The sequence below is a fragment of the Agrobacterium albertimagni AOL15 genome, assembly GCF_000300855.1.
Lineage (GTDB): Bacteria > Pseudomonadota > Alphaproteobacteria > Rhizobiales > Rhizobiaceae > Allorhizobium > Allorhizobium albertimagni.
This window is the reverse complement of the sequence record NZ_ALJF01000010.1, coordinates 320,682-343,723: the sequence shown is the minus strand read 5'-3', so window position 1 is coordinate 343,723 and position 23,042 is coordinate 320,682. Positions and strand designations below refer to the sequence as shown.

The window sequence follows — 23,042 nt, the reverse complement described above, 5'->3', positions numbered from 1 at the left end:
GCTTTTGAGGGATATCGGCTGCCCGCGTCTCGAAATGAAACGAGAGCGGCGCTTTGATTAGCGCCGCCTGAACAAAGCTCAGGCGAAGGGAATGGCGGCGACGAGGCCCAAGAAAATAATGAGGCCGACGCGGTTGTTCGACTTGAAGAGCGCGAGGCACTGGGCGCCGTCATCAATATCGAGCACCTTGATCTGCCAAGCGAAGAGCGCAGCTGCAATCAAGAGGCCGATGACGGCGGGGAAAGCCGCACCGGCCGCGATAAAGGCAGAGAGCAGCAGGAGAAGCGTCAGGCCATAAAGCCCGCTCAGCCAGATCTTGGTGTCACGATCGAAGAGACGCGCCGTCGAGCGCACGCCGACCAGCGCATCGTCCTCTCGGTCCTGATGGGCGTAGATCGTGTCGTAACCGATCGTCCAGGCGACCGCGCCGACATAAACGAGAATGGAGGCCAGCGAGAGATTGCCGTGCAGGCCGGCCCAGCCCATGAGGCCGCCCCAGGAGAAGGCGAGCCCGAGGAAGAATTGCGGCCAGTCGGTGAAGCGCTTGGCGAAGGGATAGATCGCAACGACGGCGAGCGAGAGTATGCCGAGCACGATCGAGAAGCTGTTGAAGCACAAGAGCACGGCAAGCCCGACCAGCGACTGCACCACCATGAAGATCTTGGCATTGCGGCGCGAGATGCGGCCCGACGGCAACGGGCGGGACCGGGTACGCGCGACCATGTTGTCGATCTCGTGGTCGACGAGATCGTTATAGGTGCAGCCCGCACCGCGCATGGCAACCGAGCCGACGAAGAACAGGAAGAGATGGAAGACGAAGAGGCCGAGGTTCAGGCGCCCCTCGGCCGCAAGCGCATTGGCGGCGAGAGCCGAGGACCAGAAGCAGGGCCACATCAGGAGCTGCCATCCGATCGGGCGATCCCAGCGGGCGAGCTGGGCATGCGGCCAGAGCCATCGCGGCAAGATGCGATAGACGAAGTTGTCGGAGGGCGCGTCGATGACGCGATCGATGTTCGGCTCAGTGGTGCTCATGGTCCAACTGATAGAGCATGGGCGGGTTCAAGAAAACCGCCCGCTCCCATCGATGCGGCAAAATTGGCTGCGGCCTTTTCGTCAGTCGAAGCTGACGCCGAACTTGTAGCTGGCGGAGACACCGAACATCAGCTGGTTCTTGGAGCCACGCTCCTGCACCAGGCTCGAATCGGCAGCCGGACCGGCGAGCCGCTTGTATTCAGTGAAGGCGCTCATGGCGATCTTGTCGGTGGCGTTCCAGGTGATCGCCCCGCCCGCGCCATAAGAGGTGACGCCACCTCCGGGATTGTACTGGCCAAGCCCCGACGCGGCAGATTCGGCAGCGTCCACGCCGTAATAGGCGTTGGTGTAACCGCTGGTGGCGAAGGTCATGCGCGGACCGGCCGAGACCCTGAGATCCGGCGCGATATCTGTAAAGGCATCGACGGCGATATCGGCGACGAGGCCATCATGGGCGCGGATGCCTTGGCGGACTTCGGCGCGGCCACGCATCCAGTCGGTGACATAGACATCGGCGAAGCCGCCGAGCTCACCACCCCACTTGACCTCGGAGAGACCCCGCAACGCATCGTCAGTGCCCGCGTCGCGCGAGGGCACGAATTTGCCAACGACACCGGCGCGCAGAACGTCGGTGTTGTAGATCGCGAAGGACGGATTGTCATTGCGCGACGAGAAACGCGGCGCACCGCCACGGCCGACCGAAATGATCGGCTGGAAAAAGAGCTTGCGGTTCTTGGAGCCTTCGAAGGTCGGCGCGGAAATGCCTGCGCCGCCGAGGGTGACATACCAGTTTCCGGAGAAGAGACCATCGGCAAAGGCAGGCGAAGACGAAACCGCAACCGATGCGGCAAGCAGGGCTTTGATACGCAGCCTGTTCATGAAGACCCCCAAGAAAACGCAGTACACAAGACCGAAGATCGCGATCTCAACTTCGTTCAATATTTCAGGAATCCGTTACAGGATCTTTAACCACGTCGGCGTGCACGGATCGCTTGCCTGTCACGACCATCAGGCGCACTGATCGATCCATCACCCAAGCTTCTGGATTCATGTGGAAATCCTTTTCGATCGACGGTTTTGACGTGGATGTTTGCCAAATCGTGTCCTGAGGGCGTGTTTCGCCTTGACCTTGGGGCCTGAGGCGACTTTGCTGCGAAGCAACGAGAACAGGAGACCCGCCATGGCCGTCGATACATCCGCCCGCACCCCCACCTTCACCTATGTCGACGGCGAATGGTTTGCCGGCAACCCGCCGCTGATCGGGCCGGTCTCGCATGCGATGTGGCTGGGTTCGACGGTGTTCGATGGCGCACGCTGGTTCGACGGCATCGCGCCGGATCTCGACCTGCATTGCCAGCGCGTCAATCGCTCGGCCGCCAATATGGGCATGAAGGCGGTGATGCCGGCCGAGGAGATCGAGCGCCTCGCCTGGGAAGGCGTCGCGAAGTTCGATGGCAAGACGGCGATCTATATCAAACCGATGTATTGGGCCGAACACGGCCAGATGGGCTCGGTTGTCGCCGCCGATCCGGAATCGACACGGTTTGCGCTCTGCCTGTTCGAGGCGCCGATGCACACGGCCAAGCCCTCGTCCCTGACGGTGTCGCCCTTCCGGCGTCCGACGCCGGAATGCGCGATGACCGATGCCAAGACCGGCAGCCTCTATCCGAATTCCGGCCGCATGATCATTGATGCCCGCAATCGCGGCTTCGACAATGCGCTGGTGCGCGACATGAACGGCAATGTGGTCGAGACCGCGTCGTCCAACGTCTTCATGGTGAAGGACGGCGTCGTTTATACGCCTGCCGCCAATCGCACCTTCCTCGCCGGCATCACCCGCGCTCGCGTCATGGGTCTTCTGCGCCAGGCAGGCTTCGAGGTGCGCGAGGTGACGCTCTCGGTCGAGGACTTCATGAATGCCGACGAGATCTTCCAGACCGGGAATTATTCCAAGGTCGTGCCGGTGACCCGCCTCGACGACGCGCAGTTCCAGGAAGGGCCCGTAACACGCAAGGCGCTCGAGCTTTACATGGACTGGGCGCGGGGCAAGTCCTCGCACGAGTGATCGGTGACTTCGTCGCAGGGAACTGATCCTCCCTGCGGCGTTGCGACACCTTGGGAAATATTGCATACCTTCATACATATGAATTTTTATATTATGGAGATGGATCATGGCCCGCATCACCGTTCTCGGCTCCGGCTTCGGAGCGCTGACCACCATTCGTGAGCTGCGCCGCAACGGCGTCGAGGACGAGATTGTGGTCATCTCTCCGAGAGACGAGCTGCATTATCTGCCAAGTTCGATCTGGCTGCCGGCGGGGCTGCGCCAGGGCAAAGCGCTGAAGGTACCGCTGGCTCATTTCTTCCGCGAGCACCGGGTCGATCACGTCATGGCCTCCGTGACCGGCCTTGCCGAGGGCGGCAGGCTTATCATCACGGATCGCGGCGACTACGGAACCGACCATCTGGTCATCGCGACCGGCGGACGCTTCATCCGCAAGCTGCCCGGCATCGAACATGCGCTGGTGCCCTGCGAGGGGATTGCCGTTGGCGAGGAGATCGCGCGCCGGCTGGACGCGATGGATGGCGGCACGATCGCGATCGGCTTTGCCAGCAACCCGCAGGAACAGGGGGCCGTACGCGGCGGCCCGATGTTCGAATTCCTGTTCATCATCGACAGCCTTCTGCGGCGCCAGGGGCGGCGCGAGCGCTTCAAACTGGTCTTCTTCAACCCGTCCGAACGGCCCGGCCAGCGCCTCGGCGACGAGGCGGTCGATGGCCTTCTCAAGGAAATGGCACGCCGCAACATCCGCACGCATCTCGGCCACAAGATGGTACGCTTCGAGGCCGACCGAGTGGTGACGGAAGGCGGCGAGATTGCAGCCGACTTGATCCTCTTCATGCCCGGACTCACCGGTCCGGCCTGGCTGTCCGAGACTGATCTCCCGCTCTCGCCAGGCGGCATGATCGCTGCCGACGAGACCTGCCGGGTGCGCGACCGGGAGAGTGTCTGGTGGTCGGCGACAGCGGCAGCATTCCCGGGCCGGACTGGCTGCCGAAACAGGCGCATCAGGCCGATCTGCAGGCGAAGACTGCGGCGAAGAACATCGCGGATGTTCTCAAAGGCAGACCCGGCCGCGCCGCCTTCAAGCCGGAACTGATCTGCATCGTCGACATGCTCGATAGCGCCATGCTGGTCTATCGCAGCAAAACGCGCAGCTTCGTCGGGCCGAGACTGAAAGTCTTCCACTGGCTGAAGCGCTATTTCGAAGGGCATTACCTGCGCGCCTATCGCTGAGCGACCATGCGCTCGCCTTGATCCCCGGCAGCGGCCTCTCTATGTCTCGGGAAGCATCACGTATTCCCGAGATCCATTCCGAAAGAGGAAGCGCCTTTGTCCGTCTTCAACAACCTGCCCTCCCCGCCCGTCGCTGCGAAGAAGCCCGTTTCCGACACGCGCCACGGCGTCACCCGAACGGACGATTACGCCTGGCTGCGCGCCGACAACTGGCAGGCGATGTTCAAGGACACCTCGATCCTCGATCCTGAGATCCGCTCCTATCTGGAGGCCGAAAACGCCTATATGGAAGCAGCGATGGCGGACACCAAGGAGCTGCAGAAGACGCTGTTTGCCGAGATGAAGGGGCGCATCAAGGAAGACGATTCGTCGATCCCAATGAAGGACGGCGCGTTTGCCTATGGCTCGGCCTTCGTCACCGGCGGCGAGCAGCCACGCTATTTCCGCATTCCGCGTGACGGCAATCCGAAGGACGAGACGATCCGCGACCTCCTGCTCGACGGCGACAAGGAGGCAACGGGTAAGGACTATTTCCGCCTTTCCGGCATCGATCACACCACCGACCACAGCTTCGGCATCTGGGGCTACGACGACAAGGGCTCGGAATACTACACGCTGCGCATCCGCGATCTTTCGACCAAGCAGGATCTCGACGACGTTCTGGAAAACACTGCCGGCGGCGGCGTCTGGGCGCCCGATGGCAAGAGCTTCTTCTATACGCTGCAGGACGAGAACCACCGGCCGTCCAAGGTCTTCCACCATATCGTCGGTCAGCCGCAATCGGCAGATCGTCTTGTCTATGAGGAGAAGGATCCGGGCTTCTTCATGGGCGTCGGTGGCTCGCTGCTCGACGACTTCATCTTCATCGACATTCATGACCACGAGACATCCGAATACCGCCTGCTTTCGACCAAGGACCTGATGGCCGAGCCGATGCTGGTTGCGGAGCGCGAGGAAGGCGTCGAGTATTCGATGACGGAAGGCGGAGACGTTTTCTACATCCTGACCAATGCCGATGATGCCAAGGACTTCAAGATCGTCGAGGCGCCGGTGACTGCTCCCGGCAAGGCGAACTGGAAAGAGGTGGTGCCGCATGAGCCGGGCCGTCTGATCCTCAACCACATGGCCTTTGCCCGCCATCTCGTCTGGCTGGAGCGCCGCGAAGGCCTGCCGGTCATCATGATCCGCGACCGCAAGTCGGGCGAAGAGCATTCGATCGCCTTTGCCGAAGAAGCCTATTCGCTGGGGCTTCAGGGCGCTGCGGAATACGAGACGGATGTCATCCGCTTCTCCTACTCCTCGATGACGACGCCAAGCCAGCTGTTCGACTACAACATGGCGACGCGCGAGCGCACGCTTCTGAAGACCCAGGAAGTGCCATCAGGTCACACGCCGGAAGACTACGTCACGCGCCGGGTCTTTGCCGAAGCGCATGATGGGGAGAAGGTGCCGGTCACCCTGCTCTACCGCCGCGACACCAAGCTCGACGGCTCCGCACCCTGCCTGCTCTATGGCTACGGCGCCTATGGCATCACCATCCCCGCCGGCTTCAACACCAATTGCCTGTCGCTCGCCGATCGCGGCTTCGTCTATGCCATCGCGCATATCCGTGGCGGCAAGGACAAGGGATTTTCCTGGTATGAAGACGGCAAGATGGAAAAGAAGGTCAACACCTTCAAGGACTTCATCTCGGCCGCCGATCATCTGGTGAAAGAGGGCTTCACCGCATACGACCGAATCATCGCCGAAGGCGGTTCTGCCGGCGGAATGCTGATGGGGGCCGTCGCCAACATGGCGCCAGAGAAGTTCGCCGGCATCATCGCCGCCGTGCCCTTCGTAGACGTGCTCAACACCATGCTCGACGACACGCTGCCGCTCACCCCGCCGGAATGGCCGGAATGGGGCAATCCGATCGAGTCGGAGGAGGAATATCGCTGGATTGCGGCCTACAGCCCTTACGACAATGTCGAGAAGAAGCCTTACCCGCCGATCATCGCGCTTTCGGGTCTCACCGACCCACGCGTGACCTATTGGGAGCCGACCAAGTGGATCGCCAAGCTGCGCGAAACCGTACCGGAGGCCGGACCATTCCTGCTCAAAACCAACATGGCCGCCGGCCATGGCGGCAAGTCCGGGCGCTTCCAGCGATTGGAAGAGATCGCGTTTGAATATGCCTATGCGATCAAGGTGGCCGGCAAGATGTGAGGCGGCCGCGCAATAGAGCGCTGCAAGCAATAACGGGTGCGTTTTTGGCATTGTCTCAGCAACTCCTGAAACAGCCACACCTTAACGGCTTGATTCGCTGCCCGTACTTTCAGTCGCGACATTGCGCAAGGGGCAATTCTCATAGCGACACAGCCGGCGCAAGCTTCGCGCAAGGTTGAAAGGTTAACAAAAGGTTAATTCTTCAACTGAGGTGTCCGCCATGAGGATCGATAGCGGCCTGAGCGGCTACTCCTACCAAAGCCGGTACGTGCCAAACACGACCGGCGCAGAGGATGCAGCCCCCGAAACGTCGAATACCAGCACGCCCCGCGCGAGCGGTGCCAGCACGTTTTCCAGCACGCTTCTGTCGAACCAGCTGGCTTCGGCGCTTTGGACCGTCGAAGGGTCGCGCAAGGCGATCGTCGATATCGGCAATGGTCCGAACCGGGACCGCCAGCCCGCCGATTCCCGGGTGCAGGCGGTGGAAGCCGCCTACCGCGAATACGAGATACCCCCTTCGCCCTATCAGGAATTCTGATGAGACGATGCGGTCAAGAAGGCCGGCCGGCATGATGCCAGGCCGGCCTTCTTGCGTCTGGGCATTCCCTTAGGGGTGTCGATGCGCATGATGAGCGTGATCATGGCCATGCCCCGACCCGCAGGATGCCTTCCCCGTCCGACAGCAGGACGAGGACAGGGTGACTGCCTCCCCCGCTCTCCACTCGCGGTAACTCTGGCTGAGGATCTGGACGGAGGAGTAGAGGAAGAGGCCTGCCATGATACCGGCGACGATCAGGTCGGGCCAGGCAGTCGCGGTGCCCCAGACGCCGAGGGCCGCGATCATCACGATGACATTGCCGATCGCATCGTTGCGGGAGCAGAGCCAGACGGAGCGGACATTGGCGTCTCCATCCTTGTAGGACATCAGGAGAAGCACGCTGGCGACATTGGCGGCGAGCGCCAGAAGGCCGATGAGACCCATGACCGGCGCCTCAGGCACACCGCCCTGAAAGACACGCCAGATGGTGGAGCCGAAGACCCAGAGCCCCATCAGGAAGAGGCTTAGCCCCTTGCCTGCGGCGGCGATGCTGCGGGTCTTCAGCGATGCGCCGATCACGGCGAGCGAGATGCCGTAGGTTATGGCATCGGCGAAGAAATCCAGCGCATCGGCCTGAAGCGCCTGGGACCGCGCCAGCTGGCCGGCCGTCATTTCGACGGCAAACATTCCGGCATTGATGGCGATCACCAGCCAGAGCCGGCGCTTGTAGATGTCGGACATACCGTCGAAAGGCGCGTGATCATGGCCGCAGGCTGCACTCATTTCCAGAATCCTTCAGATCTTGATGTGGTCATGCATCCACCTTAGGATCTCTAGCAACTAGAGGTTCAAGAGGTTTTTTTCATGTTTTCGATCGGGGATCTGTCGCGGCGCGCCGGTGTGAAGGTGCCGACCATCCGTTACTACGAGCAGATGGGGCTGATCTCGGCGCCCGACCGCACGGAAGGCAATCAGAGGCGCTACGAGAAAAGCGACCTGGAGCGACTGACCTTCATCCGCCATGCCCGCGATCTCGGCTTCCCGATCGAAGCGATTCGGGAATTGCTGTCGCTCAGCGGCCACCCGGAAGAGCCCTGCGAACGGGCAGACCACATCGCCCGGGAACAGCTCGACGACGTCAGGGCAAAGATCGCCCGGCTGAAGAAGCTGGAGGCGGAACTGGCGCGGATCGTATCGCATGCGGACTGCCATACCGTCGGCGATTGCTACGTGATCCGGGCGCTGTCCGACCACGGCTTGTGCGGGCACGAGCATTGAGGAAGCTCTTTCAGCTCCCGTCGCTCACACCCTGATCGGCTCGATCACGCAGCCGACTCGATTTCGAACTCGATGTGGATCCGGTCATAGGGGAAAACGACGCCTTCATCTGACCTGTCGATAACACCGCTGCTCAAGAGGGTCTCAAGATCGGCATGAACGGCCTTGAAGTCGCGACCGACACGTCGGGCAACTTCGCGCTTGGTCAGCGGACCCTGCCCTGTCATGACCTTCATGATCTCAAGCCTTTTGGGTGTCAAAACCCGATGCATTGCTTCCCAAGAGGGGAAACTGAAGCTGCACTCGCTGCGTGGTGCCGACTGCCCCGTAGCAGCCTTCATGGCATCGGCGAGCGCTTCCATTGTCTGCTCGAGACTTTCGATCTTAACCTTGAGCGTTGTCATCCAACCACCCTTCCACGTCTGCCAGAAAATCCGCAGTCAATTGATCTATGCCACTAAACGCATAAGGAGTTTCAAACGCTCCAATATGCCGGTGATCACCCTTCCCGGCCTCATTGTCATAACGCAACACGCATACACCTTCGGAAATCAGGGCGAGGCTGTACTTGAACTCATGAAGGCTACCCCGGACGACAACCGGGACATGCCAAATCAAGACCTCGACGAAGACCCCGTCGCGCACAAAGCTGCGCATCTTACGGATCAACGTCGCCTTCACCATCCCTCACCTCACGGTCATTGATGGACTTTACTCCATCAGCGACCATCCGAAAAGATCGCCGTTGACAATCGATTTAATCTGGCGCATCTAACCCTCCATGATCGACATTCGCGCAAACATCACCTGCACGTATTTTTGGGCCTACCGGTAACCGGCGGCCCGACAAGATCACATTGTCAACAGGCCGCCGTCAGGCGGCCTTGTTGTTTTCCGGACGACTTTCCCCCTGACGGCACGAAATGAGACCAAGGGAAAGTGACATGACCGAAGATACTGATCTCACCCTACCCCGCCCGCCGATCGTGGCCATTCGCCATGCGAAGCCGCGAGACCTGCCGGAACTCAACGCAATGATCCTGGCGCTCGCGCAGCATCACGGCGATGCTTCCGCGATGACGCCCGATGTCCTTGAGCGCGATCTGTTCGGCCCGATGCCCTGGATCCAGGCGCTGGTCGCCGACAGCGGCGAAGAAGGCCTGATCGGCTACGCGATCCTGGTGCCGCTCTACAAGGCGCAGGAAGGCAAACGCGGCATGGAACTGCATCATCTCTTCGTGCGCGACGGCCAGCGCGGCAATGGCATCGGCCAACACCTCGTCGATCGCGCAAAGCAGATTGCCCGTGCGTCGGGCTGCGATTTCCTCTCCGTCTCGGCCGCCACCGGCAATTTCGCCGCGCATCGCTTCTACGAGAACATGGATTTCATCCCACGCCCGGTGACCGGCATGCGTTACCTGCAGGCTTTGAGCTGAGCCTCACCGACAAACGTAAGGAGGAACCTCATGCCCCGCATCGTGATTGCCCTGCAGAACGACTATGCCGATTGGGAGCCCGCGCTCTTGATGGCGGCAACGCGGTACTGGCTCGACTGCGACGTGGTGACGGCGAGCCCGGATGGCAAACCCGTCATCTCCATGGGCGGGCTGAAGGTCACACCCGACATCGGCTTTGACGCCATCGATGCCGAGCAGTTCGATGCGCTGATCATTCCCGGCGGCTATGCCTGGGAAAAGGGCGGCGCCCATGACTTCACGGCGCTGGCCACGGCGTTTCGGGACAAAGGCAAGGTTCTTGGCGGGATCTGTGCTGCCGCAAGCGCGCTGGCGGCGGCCGGCGTTCTCGATGACGTGGCGCATACCGGCAACTCGCTTGCTTCGCACAAGAAGTATTCCGCCTATCGCGGCGAAACGCGCTATGTCGACCAGCCGCAAGCGATGCGCGATGGCATAATCGTGACAGCCGCCGGCACTGCGCCGGATACGTTTACCGTCGAGGTGTTGAAAGCGCTTGGTCTTTATGGACCCGAAGCGGAAGCAGAGCTGGCGGCCTTTGCCGCCGAACACCGCCGCTAAATGAGTCCCTTGAGGTCAGTGGCGAACGGGCGGGTTTTCCGACCACTTCTGCAGCGTCGTCTTGATCAGAATGAGAGCGGCCTGTTGCGCGTGATCGCGCTCGCGGGGATCGACGATCGCTGAAAGACGCTTTTCGAAGGCGCGAACCGTCTCGTCCACCCAGCGGTGCAAGGCCGGATCAGGATAGTTGTCGAGCAGGGACCGGAGCGCATACTCCATCCGCCGTCGTTCAATGCTCATATCCCCTCCGCAGTCAGTTCGACGACGGAAAGATGACAGGCAAGGCTTGCGCGATGCTGAACAGGCCTGACGCCCGTTATTGCACCGCCGTAATGGCCTTCAGGTAGGCCGCAATGGCCTCTCTATCGGCGGCGGGAAGCTCCGCCATGTTCTTCTGCACTTCGACCATGGAGCCGCCGACGCTGTCGTAGTCGGGCGTAAAGCCGGTCTCCAGATAGCTGACGATGTCGCCCTCGCTCCAGGAGCCCATGCTTCTGGAACCCGGGGTGATATTGGGAATCGATCCCTCGCCTTCAGGGTTCGGACCGCCCGCGAGCCACTGGCCTGCCAGGAAACCGCCAAGCGCGTTGCGTGGCGTGTGGCATTCGCCGCAATGGCCGGGACCTTCGACGAGATATTGCCCACGCTTCACCATGTCGGAGGCGTCGGCCAATTCGACCCGGGGCGCATCGCTGTAGTAAAGGAACTTCCAGCCGCCCAGCACGACACGCTGGTTGAAGGGGAAACCCAGTTCATGCGCAGGTGCCACGGCATCACTCGCCGGCAGCGTCTTCATGAAACCGTAGAGATCGTTGATATCCTCGGGCGTCATGCGCGCATACGAGCCATAGGGGAAGGACGGGTAGAGGTGTTCGCCGTCGCGACCGACCCCACGGGTCATGGCATCGCCGAATTCTGCGAGCGTCCAGGCGCCGATCCCGCCTTCCGGGTCGCTGGAGATGTTTGGCGCATGGAAGGTGCCGAAATCACTCTTGAGCGGCGCGCCGCCTGACAGCACCAGCCGGGCATCCCCCGTGGCGCCTGCCGGTGCATGGCAACTGGCGCAGCCGCCGGCGAAGAAGACCTCACGACCATGCGCGAGATCCGGTTCACCTAGATTGGCCCAGACCGCAGGGTCCTGGCGCTGAGGCGCGGTGATGAAAAGGAACGTGCCGAAACCGGCTGCACCGAGCACGGCGAGCGTGCCGAGCCCCTTGATCCAAGTCGACGCCATCTAGGCCTCCAATGTCTGATAGTGCCCTGCGGGCAACTGTTCGGCGGGCGATCCGACAATCGGAAGGCGCCCGCCGGGAAGGCCTTATTTCTTCAGACGGTAGGTCTGGTGGCAATCGCCGCAGGTGGCGCCGACGGCCTGCATGGCGGCGGCAACACCCGCCTGATCGGCCGGCAGGGTAGCAAGTTGCGCTTCTGCAGCGGAAGCGAGCTTTGCGGACTTGGCCTTGAAGTCGTCCATGTTCTGCCAGATCGCGGGAGCGGCTTCTGAATCCATGCCGGTTTCGCTGCCTGCCGGGAAGTGATCGGGGAAGGTCTTGCCAACTTCGGCAAGCGTGGTCAGCGCAGCCGTCACGGCTTCGGCGTCGTAGGGCTTCTCACCCTTGGCGATGGCGCCGAGCGCACCCATGGCGCCGCCGACCTTCTTCATCTCTTCCTGACGCACGACCTGCGGTTCGCCCGCAGCGATCGCTGCAGACACGCCAAGACAGATCGCCGCCGCGGCGGACAGAACGACTTTCAACTTCATCAGCTTTTCTCCAAAGGGTTCGGCCGGACATGCCGGCGATCGTTAGCGAGCGAGACATGTTTGCAGCCTCGCAACAGACGATTGAAGTCACAAAGGAGTGATAAGCATCGCGCCCGGCAAGTTTCGGATATTTATGACGAAATGACGTCAGCCGACTGTCAGCATTTTGTCAGAAAGGGAGGCGGCATGGCTCCTTTTTGGACGAAGTTCAAGGCTGCGGTCAGGCTCGCGTCCGTGTCCCGCGATCTCGATCCGGTCGTCGAAGACGGAAAGGATCGCGAAGGCGTTCTGATGCTCCGTATCGACCATGCCGCGGAAGTTGACGAAGTGAACGCCGTTCTTCTCGCCATAATTGCCGGTGTGCTGATGGCCGCAGAGATAGGCCAGCGCGGACGGGGAATCGGCGATGAGACCGGAGAGAGCCTCAGCACTCCACAGAGCATGATCGGATGGCGGATAGATCGGATAATGTCCGAGAAGAATGACGTCTTCGTCGCTTTCCTCGGCCGCCGCCAGCTGATCGGCAACCCATGTCATCTGACGATCGGAGATGCCGGCATTCCACCTGTTTGCATTTGTTGCGCCCTTTGCCCGCATTGCTGCAAGACGCTGCTCGGCTTCTATCCGCCGAGGGTCGCCCTCCGGCGGAGCGAAAAGCGAGATCTCGTTGCCATCGGTGACAAGCAGGCGAAGACCCTTGATCTGCACCGCATGGTAGGGAGCCGGCATGCCGAGCCTCGCGTAAACCTCTGGCAGATGCACCGGGTCGACCATGAAGTCGTGATTGCCCGGCAACAGGATGCGCGGCGCCTGCAGCGTCTCGAGGAGATCGAGAACAGGTGGAAAATTGTCCCAGCCGCGATCGATCAGGTCACCCAGCACCACCACGGCATCGAGGTTCTGGGCGTTGAAATGCTCCACGGCTTCCCCGAGCTTGTCGAGCGAGCGGCGGAAGTAGCGCCCTCGCTCGTGATCCGGATCGAGATCGGCATATTGGGGATCGGCAATGATGCCGAGCCGCAGGCGGGCGAGATTTTCAGTCATGGATGCACCGTTTGTCATTTTCGGCGGTGCATAGGCTTTGGCCATGACGGCTGAATGACAGTCGCTCAGTCAGGAAGGTTCGGCTGGATCCGGGTCGGCGGCACGATGCCACCATAAATCGTGATGCAGATCAGCGTCAGCGGGACCGCCAGCATGGCCCCCACCGCTCCCCAGAGCCAGGTCCAGAAGACGATGGCGACGAACAGCATGAAAGCGTTCATTTGCAGGCGCTTGCCCATCACGGCGGGGATCAGCAAATTCTCCAAGAGACCGTTGAGCATGAAGAAGACAATCGCCGGCAGCAGACCCAGCAATATGCCTTCATGTGCCAGCAAACCGCCAAAGGCCATGGCAAGGGTTACGGTCGCGATACCGATAAACGGGATAAAGCTCAGGAGGAAGGTCGCCACGCCCCAAAGCGCTGGCGTTCCCAGTCCACCGAACCAGGCCACCATGGCGGCAACGACTCCGAAGAGGCCGTACACGACGACGGCCGTGGCAAAATAGTAGCCCAGCGCTTCCTCGACCTCGTTGAACAGACGGATGGCCTTCAGCCGACGGGCACGGTCTGAAAAGGTACGGATCAGTTCCCGACGCAGTGCCAGCCGGCAGGAGAGGAAAAGCAGCAGACCGGCAATGAAGATGAACACCTGGATCAAGGCTGGCGTCACGCCGGTTGCAATGGTCGACAGAATGGAGCCTGAATTCTCCAGCATCGTTTCCATGGAATCCGGCCCCCGAGACAGGATCGCCAGCGGGCGTTCCAACCATGGAATGCTCTTCAGGTATTCGATGACCCGGTTGACCATGTCGGGGCCGTTCTCGATCAACATATTGACCGGTGTCCAGACGATGCTGGTCAGGACGATGAGCAGCACGAGGAAGAGCCCGGAGAGAATGATGGCCGTGACGGTCGGCGGAACGCCGAGATTGCCAAGACGGTCGGCCGCAATTCCGAGGATGAGGCCGACCACGATCGCCATGGTCAGCGGGATGAGAACGAACGAGGCCAGATGCAGCGCAACAAGCGCAAAGATCAGAAAAAGACCGATCACCGACCAGGACACGACATAGTCGAGCCCGGTCTTCTTGAAGCGGACCTTGCGGGAAGGGCTTTTGCGATGATTGACCTGGACGTTCACCGGACGCTCCCGGACAGGTAATTCTCTCGGCGGATAGATGGCGACATGATATTGTTCCCTCGCGACGTCTCTCAACGCCCGGGAACAATATCCGTTCCACCGGGAAATCCGCGGTCGACGGTTGGGACCTGGCGGATCAGCCCTGAGGTGCAACCAGCGTCAGACCAATGCCCCATGGGTCTGCGAGACTGAAGCCGCGCGCGGTGCGGTCGACCTTGATTTCCAGGCCCTCCAGGGTGGCGAGCACGCAGGTCAGGAGAGAGTGATCGTTGAAGGCGAGTTCGTAGTCCTGGAGCCCGGTCATCGCCCCTGTGCGGGACGGCGCCTTGCGGCTGTTCCAGATGTTGGCGGCGACATGGTGATGATAGTTGCCGGAGGCATAGAAACTCGCGCCCGGATAGCTCGCCATCTTCTTCAGACCCAGCACGCCTTCATAGAAGCGGTCGGCCTCAGGTACGTCGCCGACCTGGAGATGAATATGTCCGAGCGCGGCCTCGGGAGAGATTCCCGCCCACGGCGTCTTCGGAGCACTGTCATAGAGCGCCTGCAGATCCAGCCGGCGGGTGTCCATTTCGACGGTTCCGTCTGGATGATAGGTCCATTCGCTTGGCTGGCGATCCCGGTAGACCTCAATGCCGTTGCCTTCTGGGTCCGAAAGATAGATCGCCTCGCTGACCAGATGGTCGCTGGCGCCGTCGAACTGGAGACCAAGATGGGCAGCGTGCGCAAGCCAATGGGCAAGCTCGGTGCGATCCGGCATGAGGAATGCGTTGTGAAAGAGACCTGCGGCATTGCGGGGTGCAGAGGCTGCATCGCTGCGCGTCGTCAGGGTCAGGAGAACGCGGTCACCGGCGCCGAGATCGAAACCACTTTGGCCATGCGCAAGCCGCTTCAAGCCGAGGGCCTTCTCGTAGAAACCCGCCATCATCTCCAGATCACGCACGACGAGATGCGCCCGGCCGACATGCACGGGGCGGCTCAGGGCAAAGGATCCGGATTTTTCGTTGGCGGGTGTCATGACGTTTCTCCTGCGGCCGTCTGGGGCCTCTGGACACAGATATGGGACAAAACCGTCGTTCACAAAAGATGACATTTCCTCGAAACATCGTTCGACAAAGATTGACGCTCTACCACGTCCCAAAGTTGATCTTGATCAATGCGGCACAGCGCTACCGGACGCATTCTGCCGCCATAAAGAGGAAACACCCGGCGGGTGACAAAGGAGAGCAAGATGTACAAGAAGATCATCGTTCCGGTCGATCCGGCAGCCATTGCGGTCGGCGAGAAGATCCTCACCAAGGCCAAGTCCCTGCTCGATGCAGGCGGCGAGATCGTGCTTCTGACGATCATCGAAGACATCCCCGGCTATCTGGCGATCGACGTTCCGGTCGATCTCATCGAGGGCGCGATCACCGACGCCAAGGCCAAGCTCGTCACGCTGAAGGAAACGACGGGCGTCACCGCTCATATCGAGATCCGCTCCGGCGCCCCTGCCCGGGAGATCCTGGCAACAGCCGAGGAGCACAAGGCAGACCTGATCATCGTCGGTTCGCATGTGCCCGATTTCTCGAACTATTTCATCGGCGCCACGGCTGACCGGGTGGTGCGCCATTCGAAGATCTCCGTGCTGGTCGATCGGTGAGGGAATGATGGAGAACCCCGTGCAAACCATGGACACCGCGCATTTTGAGCGCATCCTGCTCGCCCGCAAGGACGAGATCGAGCGGCGCCTGAAGAAGATCGATACCGATCTCGGCACCCTGAAAAGCGCCGACAGCGCCGAACGCGCCACTGAGGCGGAAAACGACGAAGTGCTGGAAGAATTTGGCCAGGTCGGCGAAGAGGAACTCAGGGCAATCGACGCCGCTCTGGACCGAATTGCCAAGGGACGGTATGGTCAGTGCATGAAATGCGGTGAGCCGATTTCGATCGAGCGGCTGAAAGCCGTACCGCACACACCATTCTGCCAGGACTGTGCAGCCTCTCATTGAGAGGTAATTTTCGTGGGGCGATGGGCAGGCCGGAGTGATGAGCTCCGGCCTGTTTCTTTTTGTTATTTCTTGCGCATGGCCTCGGCCAAGGCCGCACCCAGACCGCCCATCGAAGACTGCTCAGGCTTCGGCGGACGTGCATTGGCGTTCTTCATGGCATTGGCATTGCCGCGTGCATCGCCGCGCATCGAGGGCTGTTGCGCCTCGCCGCCGTCTTTCCGCATGGTGAGCGCGATGCGCTTGCGCTTGACGTCGACCTCGACGACGCGGACCTTCACCACGTCACCGGCCTTCACCACCTCATGCGGATCCTTGACGAAACGATCGGCGAGCTGGGAGACGTGGACGAGGCCATCCTGATGCACGCCGATATCGACGAAGGCGCCGAAGGCGGCGACGTTGGTCACGGTGCCTTCCAGCGTCATGCCGATCTTGAGGTCGGTGATCTCGTCGATGCCTTCGGCGAATGTCGCGGTCTTGAAGCTCGGGCGCGGGTCGCGGCCGGGTTTCTCGAGTTCGGCGAGGATGTCCTTGACCGTCGGCAGGCCGAACTGCTCGTCGATGAAACGCTTCGGGTCGAGGCCCTTCAAGGTGGCGCTGTCGCCCATCAGCGAGCGCAGGTCGCGGCCGCAGGCGGCGACGATCTTCTTTGCCACGCCATAGGCTTCCGGGTGGACCGAGGAAGCATCGAGCGGCTCCTTGCCGTTCGGGATACGCAGGAAGCCGGCGCATTGCTCGAAGGTGCGGGCGCCGAGACGCGGGACTTTCAGGAGATCCTTGCGGCTTTCGAAGGCGCCGGTGGCATCGCGATGGGCAACGATCGCCTCGGCCGTTGTCTTGCCGAGACCGGACACGCGGGCGAGCAGCGGGGCAGAGGCCGTATTCACGTCGACACCGACGGCGTTCACCGCGTCTTCGACAACGGCATCGAGTGAGCGGCCAAGGCGGCCCTGGTCGACGTCATGCTGGTACTGGCCGACGCCGATCGACTTCGGCTCGATCTTGACGAGTTCGGCCAGTGGATCCTGCAGCCGCCGCGCGATGGAGACGGCACCACGGAGCGAGACGTCGAGATTGGGGAATTCCTTGGCGGCCGTTTCCGAGGCCGAATAGACGGAGGCGCCGGCTTCCGAGACGATCACCTTGGTGGGCTTCGGCGCGGTGGACGGGAATTGGGCGAGCATGTCGGCCACCAGCTTTTCCGTCTCGCGGCTGCCGGTGCCGTTGCCAATCGAGATCAGCTCGACCTTGTGCTTGCGGATCAGCGAGGCGAGTTCGGTCTGCGCTCCTCGAATGTCATTCCTCGGCGGGAAGGGATAGACGGTCGTCGTTTCGACCACCTTGCCGGTGCCATCGACGACGGCGACCTTGACGCCCGTGCGGATGCCCGGGTCGAGACCCATGGTCGGGCGCGAGCCGGCGGGGGCTGCGAGCAGCAGATCTTTCAGATTACGCGCGAAAACGTGGATCGCCTCTTCCTCAGCCCGTTCGCGCAGTTCACGCATCAGGTCGAGCGAAAGGGAAACAGAGAGCTTGACGCGCCAGGTCCAGCCGGCAACGTCCATCAGCCACTGGTCGGCAGGGCCTTTGCCGGCGACCTGATAGGCAGCCGCGATCATGCGCTGGCTGGTTTTGACAGGGGACGTATCGTCGCGGTCGACTTCGATCGAGAGAGACAGGAACTCCTCGTTCCAGCCGCGCAGCATGGCGAGCGCGCGGTGGCCGGGCACGGTTGCCCAGCGTTCGAAATGGTCGAAATAGTCGGAGAACTTGGCGCCGGCTTCGGCCTTGCCGTCGACGAGCTTGGAATAGAGGATCGCGCGATCCTTCATGTCATTGCGAAGGCGCCCGATCAAATCGGCATTTTCCGAGATCTGCTCGGCGATGATGTCGCGGGCACCTTCGAGCGCGGCCTTCACGTCGAGAACCTCTTCGGTGATATAGGCTTCCGCCAGCTTCTGCGGATCGCCCGCGCGGTCCGCGAGGATGGCGTCGGCCAGCGGCTGCAGACCCTTTTCGCGGGCGATCTCGGCGCGGGTGCGGCGCTTCGGCTTGTAGGGCAGATAGAGGTCTTCGAGCTCGGCCTTGGTGGTGACCTGGGAGATCTTGCGGGCGAGCTCGTCGGTCATCTTGCCCTGGCCATCGATGCTTTCGAAGATCGACTTGCGGCGGGCTGCAAGCTCACGCAGGTAGATCAGCCGCTCGGCGAGGTTGCGCAGCTGCGTGTCGTCAAGACCGCCGGTCACTTCCTTGCGGTAGCGGGCGATGAAGGGAACCGTGGCACCCTCGTCCAGCAGGCCGACCGCCGCCGTGACCTGATCGGGGCGGGCATTGATCTCGGTGGCGATGAGGGCAGCAATGGATCTGATATCGTCGGCCATGGGTCTTCCGCATTTTTCGATTGAGGGCGGACCATAGCGGGCGAATGCGGCAAGGCAACGGGCATGCGGCCCACTTCACAGGAAAGCAGGGCCATCCGAGGTCAATTCGGCTTGACCTTTCTCCCCTTCCCCCTTAACCGCCGGGCATTCCCTTGAGCTTTGGAGGCTGGTGATGAAGGTATTGTTGATCGGGTCGGGCGGACGCGAACATGCACTGGCCTGGAAGATCGCCCAGTCGCCGCTTTTGACCAAGCTTTATGCTGCGCCCGGCAATCCCGGCATTGCGGAAGAGGCGGAACTCGTTTCGCTCGATACCGAGGATCACGCTGCCGTCGTACAGTTCTGTAAGGATAAGGCGATCGACTTCGTCGTCGTCGGGCCGGAAGCGCCGCTGGTGGCTGGTATTGCCGACAGGCTGCGCGAGGCCGGCATCGCGGTTTTCGGACCGTCGGCGGCTGCTGCCCAGCTCGAGGGCTCCAAGGGCTTCACCAAAGATGTCTGCGCCCGCTTCAACATTCCGACCGGTGCCTATCAGCGCTTCAACAATGCGCCCAAAGCAAAAGCCTATGTGCGTGAACAGGGTGCGCCGATCGTCATCAAGGCTGACGGGCTTGCCGCTGGCAAGGGTGTCACGGTTGCGATGACGCTCGACGAAGCGCTGGCTGCCATCGACGATTGCTTCGAGGGCGCATTTGGGGCTGCCGGTGCGGAAGTCGTGGTCGAAGCCTTCCTTGATGGCGAAGAGGCGAGCTTCTTCTGCCTCTCCGACGGCAAGTCTCTTCTGCCGCTTGCCACTGCCCAGGACCACAAGCGCGTCGGCGACGGCGATACAGGCCCCAACACCGGCGGCATGGGCGCCTATTCGCCGGCACCCGTCATGACACCTGAAATGGTCGAGCGGACGATGAAGGAGATCATTGAGCCCACCATGCGCGGCATGGCGGAGATGGGGCATCCCTTCCAGGGCGTGTTCTTCGCCGGGTTGATGATCACGGCCAAGGGCCCGGAACTGATCGAATACAATGTCCGTTTCGGCGATCCGGAATGCCAGGTGCTGATGATGCGGCTGAAGAGCGATCTGCTGCCGATCCTACATGCCTCGGCCACCGGCACGCTGGACCAGGTGATGGCTGCGTGGAGCGATGACCCGGCGCTGACCGTGGTGCTGGCATCCAAGGGCTATCCCGGCGCGTACGACAAGGCGACGCCGATTACCGCCCTTCCTCAGGCCGGCGACGGCGCCAAGGTCTTCCATGCGGGTACGGCGATGAAGGACGGCCAACTCGTTGCGACCGGTGGCCGCGTGCTCAACGCCACGGCCCGCGGCCAGAACGTTGCTGAGGCTCAGTCTGCGGCCTATGGCCTGGTTGATGCCGTAAAATGGCAGAACGGCTTCTGCCGCCGCGATATCGGCTGGCGGGCGATCGAGCGCGAGAAGGCCTGACACACAGGCGGTCTCGCACCGCCTGGAGCAGGAAATCGGTCATTCGTTCAAATTTTACCGAAGCTCCTGACCGGATCGAAAGAAACACTCGCTAATGTTTATCCCAACAATCGGGGAATAACGTGATGCGTCTTATCGTTTCGACATCCATGATCCTTGCCGTCTCGGCCCTTGCAATGCCTGCCAACGCCGGGTCGATCTCGACGGTGACGGGCCTTTCTGCGACCCAGCCCAGCATTCTCGCGATCGATTGCGCCCACTGCCCGCCGCCTGCCGCACGGGTCGGACGGACGGCGTACCAGGTCCCCACCGTTCCCGCCGGCAGCCAGACCGCCGAAGTGGTCGATGTCGATGGCGAAAAGAAGCTCAAGCGGGTGGAAAGCTGGCTCGGCGGCTCGCCCGTCGTGGTCTACACCTCCGCGACAGGCTGGGCCACGGACGGTTCGACCATCGTTGCGGGTGGCCTGCCCGCTGTCAACGAGATCGACCATGGCGCAACAACCGCCGCCGTCGATGCGCCGGTCGAGGCCGACAAGGCTCCCGCGCTCGCAGGCTTCGACCTGCGCCTCGACTGATCCCCATCCGCCCGCCTAACGATCCGGGCGCGGCGGTCTCTCGTGGTCGACACGGACATAACGCCCGGCCCAGTCCCGGGCGTTATGCCGTACGGCACCCCTAAATATCACCAGTATATTCTCATAGCGCCATATACGTGGCTGCTTAAAATCATTTCAATCTTTGAAGGCGAGACTGTCTGCAAATCTTCGGGACATGACGTGCCGATCCGTTCGACTGATCCATCTCCCCGGCGCCCGAACCGCACGACAGACGAAAGCTCCCTCGCCCATGAAAAACCTCCGGATTTCCCTCCAGCTGATCTTGCTGATCGGTGGCCTGATGGCGGCCTTTGCCGCCGCCACCTATCTACAGGTCCGCTCCTCCACCGAGACCATCTACCAGCAGCGCTACGAACTCCTGAGAACCCAGGTGGAATCGGCGCTCTCGGTCATGAAGGATTACAATGACCGTGCCGTGGCTGGCGAATTCTCCGTCGAAGAGGCCCAGAAGCTTGCCTACGGCCAGGTCGGCAAGATGCGCTTCGAGCCCGACGGTTATTTCTTCGCCTATGACTATGACGTCGTGATGGTCTTTCATCCCAACGCCAAGCTGGTCGGCAATTCCAGCAAGGGCAAGGGCGACACGAACGGCTTCCTCTATCGCGACGCACTGGTCAAGCTCGGCCGCGCCGGTGGCGGTTTCGTCGAATTCATCGGTCCCAAGCCCGGTCAGGATCCGAACGATTACAGCTTCCCGAAGGCCGCTTACGGCAAGGCCTTCGAGCCTTGGAACCTCGTCGTCGTCACCGGCCTCTATACCGACGACCTGAAGGCCGAGATCCGCTCCAGCATCATCAAGACCGTCGGCATGTCCGCCGGCATCTTCGTGCTTGCGCTGATCGCCGCCTATTTCGTCATCCGCAATATCACCAAGCCGCTCAAGGCCATCCATGACGCGCTGGAGGCCGTGGCCGACGAAAATGTCGACATTGCCATCCCGCATACCGACCTCAGCAACGAGATCGGCATGATGGCAACGGCAACGAAGAGCCTGCAGGACAAGGTGCGCGAGCGCCATGCGCTTGCCGCCCGCCAGGAAGAGCAGCAGCGCGAACTTGACGGCGAGCGCAGCCAGAACGCCGAAGCCCAGCTCGCAGAAGCCCGCCAGCAGGCCCATGTCGTCTCGACCATTGGCCAGTCTCTGGAACAGCTCGCCCATGGCGATCTGACGGTGCGTTGCGCCGATCTCGGACCGAAATATGCGGCACTCCGCGACAACTTCAATGATGCACTGGCCCGCCTCGAAGAAGCCATGGCCCGCGTCAACCTGAAGGGCAACGACATTGCCGTGTCGAAGGAAGAGATCCGCCGCGCCTCGGGTGAACTTGCCACCCGGACAGAACGTCAGGCTGCCAATCTCGAAGAGACGTCTGCTGCCCTCGACGAACTCACCGTCGCGGTCCGCCAGACAGCGGATGGCGCCCGCGAAGCCGCCAATCGCGTCGGCACGGTCAGCGATGAGGCCCGTCAGAGCGACGAGATCGTCACCAAGGCGATCAACGCGATGAGCGGCATCGAGCAGTCTTCCGCCGAGATCACCAAGATCATCGGCGTGATCGATGAAATCGCCTTCCAGACCAACCTCCTTGCACTGAACGCCGGTGTCGAGGCGGCGCGTGCGGGCGAAAGCGGCAAGGGCTTTGCCGTCGTTGCACAGGAAGTTCGCGAGCTTGCCCAGCGTTCGGCGGCGGCTGCCAAGGAGATCAAGGATCAGATCGCCCGCTCGTCGGCTCAGGTCGAACAGGGCGTGCAGCTGGTCGGCCAGACCGGCGAAGCGCTGAAACGCATCTCCGACCAGATCGCCAGCGCCAACGACATCGTCTCGAAGATCTCGCACAGCGCCCAGGAACAAGACACGACGCTCCGGTCGATCTCGTCCGCGGTCAACCAGCTCGATACGGCAACCCAGCAGAATGCGGCGATGGCCGAGGAAACCACGGCGTCCGCCGAGGTTCTCGCCAATGACACCGGCGACCTGCTCGAGCTGATCCGCAGCTTCAAGACCAGCCAGGCCGGTGCCGGCCGAGAGCAGTACCGCCTGGCGAGCTGACACGCCGATCTTATTCGAAATCATAAGGCCGCTGGAGCGATCCGGCGGCCTTTTTCGTTTGCGGTGCGCATCTTCAAACTGCGAATACACAGAATGCTTTATGCACCATATTTTAATATGCTGTTTTCCATATTGATCACACTCAGAATTCCCCCGAGCGCATGAAGCGCAGCCCCCGCCAAATCGAAACGACTGCCCGGACCGCTTGCGGTCCGCATGGTCAC

The 23,042-nt window shown here is 61.6% G+C and carries 25 protein-coding genes; 13 read left to right on the top strand and 12 right to left on the bottom strand.

Annotated features, from left to right (window positions below; translation table 11 throughout):
• Nucleotides 1-78: 78 nt before the first annotated feature.
• Together ubiA and QWE_RS13440 are read right to left on the bottom strand one after the other, a co-directional pair.
• The gene (gene ubiA, locus QWE_RS13445) at nt 79-1,032 is read right to left on the bottom strand and encodes a 4-hydroxybenzoate octaprenyltransferase (RefSeq protein WP_006726683.1); all 954 of its coding nucleotides are present in this window, start codon (nt 1,030-1,032) and stop codon (nt 79-81) included.
• Between the two features lie 81 nt (nt 1,033-1,113).
• Nucleotides 1,114-1,911 carry a MipA/OmpV family protein gene (locus QWE_RS13440; protein ID WP_040300227.1) on the bottom strand — a complete coding sequence of 266 codons (798 nt, stop codon included), beginning with the start codon at nt 1,909-1,911 and terminating at the stop codon, nt 1,114-1,116.
• A gap of 301 nt (nt 1,912-2,212) precedes the next feature.
• Between QWE_RS13440 and QWE_RS13435 the strand changes: the two genes are divergently transcribed.
• From QWE_RS13435 to QWE_RS13420, 5 genes are all read left to right on the top strand, one after another.
• Nucleotides 2,213-3,097 carry a branched-chain amino acid aminotransferase gene (locus QWE_RS13435; protein ID WP_006726681.1) on the top strand — a complete coding sequence of 295 codons (885 nt, stop codon included), beginning with the start codon at nt 2,213-2,215 and terminating at the stop codon, nt 3,095-3,097.
• Nucleotides 3,098-3,203: 106 nt separating this feature from the next.
• Nucleotides 3,204-4,193, top strand: coding sequence for an NAD(P)/FAD-dependent oxidoreductase (locus QWE_RS13430; protein WP_240532543.1), 990 nt, complete (start codon nt 3,204-3,206; stop codon nt 4,191-4,193).
• 14 nt (nt 4,194-4,207) lie between these two features.
• A complete protein-coding gene (locus tag QWE_RS25900) occupies nt 4,208-4,330 on the top strand; it encodes a hypothetical protein (protein WP_276306994.1) in 123 nt (40 codons plus the stop codon).
• 96 nt (nt 4,331-4,426) lie between these two features.
• Entirely contained in the window at nt 4,427-6,535 is a 2,109-nt protein-coding gene (locus QWE_RS13425) for a S9 family peptidase (RefSeq protein WP_006726680.1), read from the top strand.
• Between the two features lie 220 nt (nt 6,536-6,755).
• Nucleotides 6,756-7,073, top strand: a complete 318-nt coding sequence (locus tag QWE_RS13420) for a hypothetical protein (RefSeq protein WP_040300139.1) — start codon at nt 6,756-6,758, stop codon at nt 7,071-7,073.
• Nucleotides 7,074-7,142: 69 nt separating this feature from the next.
• Here QWE_RS13420 and QWE_RS13415 read toward each other — a convergent pair whose 3' ends face one another.
• Nucleotides 7,143-7,856 carry a cation efflux transmembrane domain-containing protein gene (locus QWE_RS13415; RefSeq protein ID WP_006726679.1) on the bottom strand — a complete coding sequence of 238 codons (714 nt, stop codon included), beginning with the start codon at nt 7,854-7,856 and terminating at the stop codon, nt 7,143-7,145.
• Nucleotides 7,857-7,937: 81 nt separating this feature from the next.
• On the opposite strand from QWE_RS13415, the gene QWE_RS13410 reads away from it, so the two are divergent.
• A complete protein-coding gene (locus QWE_RS13410) occupies nt 7,938-8,351 on the top strand; it encodes a MerR family transcriptional regulator (RefSeq protein WP_006726678.1) in 414 nt (137 codons plus the stop codon).
• Nucleotides 8,352-8,395: 44 nt separating this feature from the next.
• On the opposite strand, the gene QWE_RS13405 is transcribed toward QWE_RS13410, so the two are convergent.
• Nucleotides 8,396-8,755: an HVO_A0114 family putative DNA-binding protein gene (locus QWE_RS13405; protein WP_006726677.1), complete on the bottom strand. Its 360-nt coding sequence runs from the start codon at nt 8,753-8,755 to the stop codon at nt 8,396-8,398.
• Nucleotides 8,736-9,035, bottom strand: coding sequence for a toxin-antitoxin system TumE family protein (locus QWE_RS13400; protein ID WP_006726676.1), 300 nt, complete (start codon nt 9,033-9,035; stop codon nt 8,736-8,738). Before QWE_RS13400 ends, QWE_RS13405 begins: the two co-directional genes overlap by 20 nt.
• Nucleotides 9,036-9,295: 260 nt before the next feature.
• On the opposite strand from QWE_RS13400, the gene QWE_RS13395 reads away from it, so the two are divergent.
• Both QWE_RS13395 and QWE_RS13390 read left to right on the top strand, forming a co-directional pair.
• Nucleotides 9,296-9,787: a GNAT family N-acetyltransferase gene (locus QWE_RS13395; protein ID WP_006726675.1), complete on the top strand. Its 492-nt coding sequence runs from the start codon at nt 9,296-9,298 to the stop codon at nt 9,785-9,787.
• A 30-nt stretch (nt 9,788-9,817) separates the two neighbouring features.
• The gene (locus QWE_RS13390) at nt 9,818-10,387 is read left to right on the top strand and encodes a DJ-1/PfpI family protein (RefSeq protein ID WP_006726674.1); all 570 of its coding nucleotides are present in this window, start codon (nt 9,818-9,820) and stop codon (nt 10,385-10,387) included.
• 15 nt (nt 10,388-10,402) lie between these two features.
• Here QWE_RS13390 and QWE_RS13385 read toward each other — a convergent pair whose 3' ends face one another.
• The 6 genes from QWE_RS13385 to QWE_RS13360 form a co-directional block, all read right to left on the bottom strand.
• The gene (locus QWE_RS13385; RefSeq protein ID WP_040300136.1) at nt 10,403-10,627 is read right to left on the bottom strand and encodes a hypothetical protein; all 225 of its coding nucleotides are present in this window, start codon (nt 10,625-10,627) and stop codon (nt 10,403-10,405) included.
• Nucleotides 10,628-10,703: 76 nt separating this feature from the next.
• Nucleotides 10,704-11,621 carry a cytochrome c gene (locus QWE_RS13380; RefSeq protein WP_006726672.1) on the bottom strand — a complete coding sequence of 306 codons (918 nt, stop codon included), beginning with the start codon at nt 11,619-11,621 and terminating at the stop codon, nt 10,704-10,706.
• An 84-nt stretch (nt 11,622-11,705) separates the two neighbouring features.
• On the bottom strand, nt 11,706-12,149 hold the full coding sequence (locus tag QWE_RS13375) for a c-type cytochrome (protein ID WP_006726671.1): 444 nt from the start codon (nt 12,147-12,149) through the stop codon (nt 11,706-11,708).
• A 147-nt stretch (nt 12,150-12,296) separates the two neighbouring features.
• The gene (locus QWE_RS13370) at nt 12,297-13,193 is read right to left on the bottom strand and encodes a metallophosphoesterase (protein ID WP_040300222.1); all 897 of its coding nucleotides are present in this window, start codon (nt 13,191-13,193) and stop codon (nt 12,297-12,299) included.
• A gap of 65 nt (nt 13,194-13,258) precedes the next feature.
• Nucleotides 13,259-14,335, bottom strand: a complete 1,077-nt coding sequence (locus QWE_RS13365) for an AI-2E family transporter (RefSeq protein WP_006726669.1) — start codon at nt 14,333-14,335, stop codon at nt 13,259-13,261.
• 136 nt (nt 14,336-14,471) lie between these two features.
• Complete coding sequence (locus tag QWE_RS13360) at nt 14,472-15,353, bottom strand: VOC family protein (RefSeq protein WP_006726668.1); 882 nt, start codon at nt 15,351-15,353, stop codon at nt 14,472-14,474.
• A gap of 213 nt (nt 15,354-15,566) precedes the next feature.
• Between QWE_RS13360 and QWE_RS13355 the strand changes: the two genes are divergently transcribed.
• Nucleotides 15,567-15,977: a universal stress protein gene (locus tag QWE_RS13355; RefSeq protein ID WP_006726667.1), complete on the top strand. Its 411-nt coding sequence runs from the start codon at nt 15,567-15,569 to the stop codon at nt 15,975-15,977.
• A 28-nt stretch (nt 15,978-16,005) separates the two neighbouring features.
• Nucleotides 16,006-16,326, top strand: coding sequence for a TraR/DksA family transcriptional regulator (locus QWE_RS13350; RefSeq protein ID WP_040300134.1), 321 nt, complete (start codon nt 16,006-16,008; stop codon nt 16,324-16,326).
• Between the two features lie 62 nt (nt 16,327-16,388).
• Here QWE_RS13350 and QWE_RS13345 read toward each other — a convergent pair whose 3' ends face one another.
• Complete coding sequence (locus tag QWE_RS13345; RefSeq protein ID WP_006726665.1) at nt 16,389-18,707, bottom strand: Tex family protein; 2,319 nt, start codon at nt 18,705-18,707, stop codon at nt 16,389-16,391.
• A 172-nt stretch (nt 18,708-18,879) separates the two neighbouring features.
• On the opposite strand from QWE_RS13345, the gene purD reads away from it, so the two are divergent.
• The 3 genes from purD to QWE_RS13330 all read left to right on the top strand — a co-directional run bounded on the left by purD (nt 18,880) and on the right by QWE_RS13330 (nt 22,818).
• Nucleotides 18,880-20,151 (top strand): phosphoribosylamine--glycine ligase, encoded by a 1,272-nt coding sequence (gene purD / locus QWE_RS13340; RefSeq protein WP_006726664.1) that lies wholly within the window; start codon nt 18,880-18,882, stop codon nt 20,149-20,151.
• Between the two features lie 125 nt (nt 20,152-20,276).
• Complete coding sequence (locus QWE_RS13335) at nt 20,277-20,726, top strand: plant virulence effector HPE1-like domain-containing protein (protein ID WP_006726663.1); 450 nt, start codon at nt 20,277-20,279, stop codon at nt 20,724-20,726.
• Nucleotides 20,727-20,997: 271 nt separating this feature from the next.
• Entirely contained in the window at nt 20,998-22,818 is a 1,821-nt protein-coding gene (locus QWE_RS13330) for a methyl-accepting chemotaxis protein (RefSeq protein WP_006726662.1), read from the top strand.
• Nucleotides 22,819-23,042: the final 224 nt, after the last annotated feature.

What these genes read in the sequence shown, in the direction of transcription:
- ubiA (WP_006726683.1), bottom strand. Translation starts at nt 1,032, where the DNA reads ATGAGCACCACTGAGCCGAACATCGATCGCGTCATCGACGCGCCCTCC.
- QWE_RS13440 (WP_040300227.1), bottom strand. Translation starts at nt 1,911, where the DNA reads ATGAACAGGCTGCGTATCAAAGCCCTGCTTGCCGCATCGGTTGCGGTT.
- QWE_RS13435 (WP_006726681.1), top strand. Translation starts at nt 2,213, where the DNA reads ATGGCCGTCGATACATCCGCCCGCACCCCCACCTTCACCTATGTCGAC.
- QWE_RS13430 (WP_240532543.1), top strand. Translation starts at nt 3,204, where the DNA reads ATGGCCCGCATCACCGTTCTCGGCTCCGGCTTCGGAGCGCTGACCACC.
- QWE_RS25900 (WP_276306994.1), top strand. Translation starts at nt 4,208, where the DNA reads ATGCTCGATAGCGCCATGCTGGTCTATCGCAGCAAAACGCGCAGCTTC.
- QWE_RS13420 (WP_040300139.1), top strand. Translation starts at nt 6,756, where the DNA reads ATGAGGATCGATAGCGGCCTGAGCGGCTACTCCTACCAAAGCCGGTAC.
- QWE_RS13415 (WP_006726679.1), bottom strand. Translation starts at nt 7,856, where the DNA reads ATGAGTGCAGCCTGCGGCCATGATCACGCGCCTTTCGACGGTATGTCC.
- QWE_RS13410 (WP_006726678.1), top strand. Translation starts at nt 7,938, where the DNA reads ATGTTTTCGATCGGGGATCTGTCGCGGCGCGCCGGTGTGAAGGTGCCG.
- QWE_RS13405 (WP_006726677.1), bottom strand. Translation starts at nt 8,755, where the DNA reads ATGACAACGCTCAAGGTTAAGATCGAAAGTCTCGAGCAGACAATGGAA.
- QWE_RS13400 (WP_006726676.1), bottom strand. Translation starts at nt 9,035, where the DNA reads ATGGTGAAGGCGACGTTGATCCGTAAGATGCGCAGCTTTGTGCGCGAC.
- QWE_RS13395 (WP_006726675.1), top strand. Translation starts at nt 9,296, where the DNA reads ATGACCGAAGATACTGATCTCACCCTACCCCGCCCGCCGATCGTGGCC.
- QWE_RS13390 (WP_006726674.1), top strand. Translation starts at nt 9,818, where the DNA reads ATGCCCCGCATCGTGATTGCCCTGCAGAACGACTATGCCGATTGGGAG.
- QWE_RS13385 (WP_040300136.1), bottom strand. Translation starts at nt 10,627, where the DNA reads ATGAGCATTGAACGACGGCGGATGGAGTATGCGCTCCGGTCCCTGCTC.
- QWE_RS13380 (WP_006726672.1), bottom strand. Translation starts at nt 11,621, where the DNA reads ATGGCGTCGACTTGGATCAAGGGGCTCGGCACGCTCGCCGTGCTCGGT.
- QWE_RS13375 (WP_006726671.1), bottom strand. Translation starts at nt 12,149, where the DNA reads ATGAAGTTGAAAGTCGTTCTGTCCGCCGCGGCGGCGATCTGTCTTGGC.
- QWE_RS13370 (WP_040300222.1), bottom strand. Translation starts at nt 13,193, where the DNA reads ATGACTGAAAATCTCGCCCGCCTGCGGCTCGGCATCATTGCCGATCCC.
- QWE_RS13360 (WP_006726668.1), bottom strand. Translation starts at nt 15,353, where the DNA reads ATGACACCCGCCAACGAAAAATCCGGATCCTTTGCCCTGAGCCGCCCC.
- QWE_RS13355 (WP_006726667.1), top strand. Translation starts at nt 15,567, where the DNA reads ATGTACAAGAAGATCATCGTTCCGGTCGATCCGGCAGCCATTGCGGTC.
- QWE_RS13350 (WP_040300134.1), top strand. Translation starts at nt 16,006, where the DNA reads ATGGACACCGCGCATTTTGAGCGCATCCTGCTCGCCCGCAAGGACGAG.
- QWE_RS13345 (WP_006726665.1), bottom strand. Translation starts at nt 18,707, where the DNA reads ATGGCCGACGATATCAGATCCATTGCTGCCCTCATCGCCACCGAGATC.
- purD (WP_006726664.1), top strand. Translation starts at nt 18,880, where the DNA reads ATGAAGGTATTGTTGATCGGGTCGGGCGGACGCGAACATGCACTGGCC.
- QWE_RS13335 (WP_006726663.1), top strand. Translation starts at nt 20,277, where the DNA reads ATGCGTCTTATCGTTTCGACATCCATGATCCTTGCCGTCTCGGCCCTT.
- QWE_RS13330 (WP_006726662.1), top strand. Translation starts at nt 20,998, where the DNA reads ATGAAAAACCTCCGGATTTCCCTCCAGCTGATCTTGCTGATCGGTGGC.